The organism is Cypionkella psychrotolerans, assembly GCF_001294535.1.
GTDB lineage: Bacteria > Pseudomonadota > Alphaproteobacteria > Rhodobacterales > Rhodobacteraceae > Cypionkella > Cypionkella psychrotolerans.
Map to the genome: position 1 here is coordinate 1 of NZ_LGIC01000027.1, position 3,650 is coordinate 3,650.

Consider the following 3,650-nt stretch of genomic DNA (forward strand, 5'->3'; position numbering starts at 1 on the left):
CTGCGAGATAAACGAAGCCCTCGTGGGTGCGGATGTAGGTGATATCTGTGACCCAGAACTGGTCCGGAGCGTCGACATCAAACTCTCGGTTCAAGGTGTTGTCGGCCACGACCGCAGGGCTGCCGCCGTAAGAGCCAGGCTTCTTTTTGTAACCAATCTGGGCCCTTATCCCTGCTAGACGCGCCAAACGCCAAGCCCTGTTGGGGCTGATGTCTTCGCCCATGTCGCACAGATCATCATGCAACTTGCGGTATCCATAGACCTCGCCGCTGTCATCCCAAGCCTGCTTCAACAGCACCGTTTGGCGCTGATCCTCCAGCGCACGCTGACAAAAAGGTTCACGCAGCCATGCATAGAAGCCGCTCGGATGAACGGCCAGCATCCGGCACATAGCCCTGACGGCAAAGATTGGCCGGTGTTCGGCGATAAACGCATACCTCACCGGGATTCCCTGGCGAAGTATGCGGTCGCCTTTTTTAGGATGTCCCGTTCCTCCGTGACCCGCAGCAGATCTCGCTTCAACCGGCGGATCTCATCAGCTTGCGCATCGACCTCTTGGATCACCTTTGCGGGCCGCGAAAACTGCTTCTGCCATGTGTAGATCGACTTGGTGCTGACCCCCAATCGCTCGGCCACCTCGCGCACCGGGTAGCCCCGATCCTCGACCTGTGCGACCGCATCGCGCTTGAACTCATCTGTGAATTTGTTCGTGGACATATCGTCCTCCTTGCTTCCAAAATTACCAAGCAAGGCGTCTACAAATCTAGGGGCTATTCAGGATGATGAAATCGACGATCTCGACGGGCGTGTAGACGATGCCCAGCTTTTCGGTGGTGCGGGGGAAGGCGCGGCGGAAGAACTTGTCGTAAAGCTCCACGATCAGCTTTTGCTTGGCCTGGGGGTCGGTGATGCCCTGCGACCGCATCTTGACGCTCGCGTAGAACTTTTCGAGGTCGCGGGACTCCTTGTCGAGGTTGGCCTCGTTCAGCACATCCAGCACGCGCTGCATGGCGCGCGACACTGGGTTTTCGGCGGTGAACTTGTGGCCCTCGAACAGGGTTTCGAACACGGGCCGGGTGATGATGTGCTGGGCCAGCATCTCGATGGCGTCGCCTTCGGAGATGGTGTCGTTCAGATCGTCGCGCAACTCGCCAAGGAAGGCATCGAAGGCGCGGCGGGCCTCGGTGTCGGGGTCTTTCAGAAGGGCGGTCAGACGGGTGATGTGGTTCTTGGCGATTTCGGCGATGGAGGCGGACCAGTCCTCCCAATAGTCGCGAGTGCCGCATTTCTTTACAATCTTGGCCATGATCGCACGGGAGAATTCGTCGATGGAAAAGGTCATTTCGGTCTGGGTCGGTTGGGGGCCCTCGATGACATCATCGCCGGGGCCGCCACTGCCTGAACCGATGCCGGAACTGGCGGCCTTGGTTTTGTTCGGCAGCTTCTGGACGACAGCGGTGACGGACCGCAGTTCTTCGGAGTCGGCGTTGATGCCGACGATCTCTACCTTGTCCGAGATGTCCTGGCCCAGCGACGCCTTGTTGATGGTGCTGTCGAAGCGTTCGTCGTGGGCGCGAAGGGCGTTCAGGATCTGCCAGACGACGCGGTAGCGTTCGTTGTCGGTCAGCGCCTGTTCGGGTGGCACCCCGGCAGGAACGCCCACGGGCAGGATGACATAGCCCATCTTCTTGCCTTCGGCCCGGCGCATGACGCGGCCGACCGACTGGACGACGTCGATCTGGCTCTTGCGCGGATGCAGGAACATGATGGCATCGAGGGCGGGGACATCGACACCCTCGGACAGGCAGCGGGCATTGGTCAGGATGCGGCAGACATTGTCGCCCGCATCGGCCTTCAGCCAGTCAAGCAGAACGCCGCGCGTTTTGGCGTTGAAGGTGCCGTCGACGTGTTCGATCTGGCACTGGAGGTGGTCGGACGGGGTGTCATCGTCGATCAGACTGTCCTGTCCGAGGTATTCGTCGACCACGGCCGTGAATTCGTCGCGGATCAGCTTCGAGCTGCGGATGTCCTTCGCGAAGGCTAGCGCGCGGCGCATCGGGTGCGGATCGGTCGAGACGTCAGCTTTCAGGTCGATCTTTGTCAGCGCCTTGTAGCAGCCGATGATCTTGGTCGCGTCGTCCAGCACCAGTTCGCTGCCCGCATCTCCGAGGCGCTTTTGCACGGCCGCACTGACCAGGCCCTCGTCCATCGCCAACACGATGACCTTGTAGTCAGTCAGCAGGCCGTTTTGCACCGCCCAGCCGAAGCCGCGATAGAACAGCGTCTCACCAAACAGGGCCGGGTTATCCATCGACGCCAGTTCGGCGCCGACCTCATCCGCCTTGCTGCGAACGTTGTCGCCGAAGATCCGTGAACCGCTCCGGGTTTTCCGGAGACCAATTAGTCCGTGTTACGCGACCATATCGAGTGCGTTCAGGTTTTCATAGAAGGCCTCCTCTGCCTCTGCGGGTGGGATGTTTCCGATAGGCTCAAGCAACCGCCTGTTGTTGAACCAATCGACCCATTTCAGCGTTTCCAATTCTACCTCCTCCATGGTTTTCCATGAACTGCGCCGCCGAATGACCTCGGTTTTGTAGAGACCGTTGATCGTTTCGGCCAAAGCGTTGTCATAGGCGTCGCCGACGCTGCCAACGGATGGCTCAATGCCCGCATTTGCCAATCGCTCGGTGTAGCGAATGGACACGTATTGCCCGCCGCGATCGCTATGATGAATAAGCCCGCCTTGATAGGTTGGACGGCGGGCATAAAGCGCTTGCTCAAGTGCATCGAGAACGAAGTCGGTCTTGGCAGACCGCGATGCCTTCCAGCCGACGATGCTGTTGGCAAAGGTGTCGATCACGAAGGCGACGTAGACAAAGCCCTGCCACGTTGAGACATAAGTGAAGTCACTGACCCACAGCATATTTGGCGCTAGCGCTCGGAACTTGCGGTTCACCTTGTCGCGTGGGCATGGCACTGACGTGTCGGGGATCGTTGTTTTCATGGCCTTTCCTCGAACGATTCCCCGTAAACCCATGCCTTTCATGAGGCGAGCAACGGTGCAGCGCGCCACGGCTTCACCTTCACGGCACAGCTGTCGCCAGGCTTTGCGGACACCGTAAACCTCCCAGTTGTCATCCCAGACCTTCTGGATTTTTGGCCGTAAAGCCGCATCCCGCTGCTGGCGTGCCGAGGCCTTGGACGGATCGGCGCGCACAGCGAGGCAGGCGTAGTAGGTCGATGGGGCAATCGGCAGCACCCTGCAGATAGACTCGACCCCATAAACCACGCGATGATCATCAACAAAGTCGATCATGGCTTGAACGGGCGGTCGAGTTCCGCCTGTGCAAAATACGCTGACGCCTTGCGCAGGATCTCGTTTGCCTGCCGAAGCTGGCGCACCTCGCGTTCCAGTTCTTTGATCTTGTCACGCTCAGCACTGGTCGCACCTTCCCGTGCTCCGCTGTCCTTTTCCGCCTGCCGAACCCAGACCCTCAATGTCTCCGGGATGCAGCCAATCTTAGGGGCAATCGCAGCAACTGCCGCAGATTGCGTTTCATAGGAGCCTTGATGCTCCAACACCATGCGAACGGCACGCGCCCGCATCTCCGGTGAATAACGGTTTGATGTCTTACTCTTTTCCATAGCCC

At 59.3% G+C, this 3,650-nt stretch carries 2 protein-coding genes, 1 pseudogene and 1 other annotated feature; all 3 genes and pseudogenes read right to left on the bottom strand.

Annotated features, from left to right (window positions below; translation table 11 throughout):
* Positions 1-717, bottom strand: a pseudogene (locus AKV04_RS26975) (IS3 family transposase); the annotation flags it as partial.
* Positions 718-763: 46 nt separating this feature from the next.
* Positions 764-2,311, bottom strand: a complete 1,548-nt coding sequence (locus AKV04_RS05065) for a helicase-related protein (protein ID WP_054005381.1) — start codon at positions 2,309-2,311, stop codon at positions 764-766.
* A gap of 99 nt (positions 2,312-2,410) precedes the next feature.
* Positions 2,411-3,645 (bottom strand): IS3 family transposase gene (locus tag AKV04_RS05070; RefSeq protein WP_156317376.1). Its coding sequence is split into 2 segments (ribosomal slippage): positions 2,411-3,351 and positions 3,351-3,645, totalling 1,236 coding nucleotides; the frame shifts between segments, so codons are not numbered across the junction.
* Positions 3,242-3,358, bottom strand: a sequence feature (AL1L pseudoknot). It overlaps the preceding gene by 117 nt.
* Positions 3,646-3,650 lie beyond the last annotated feature (5 nt).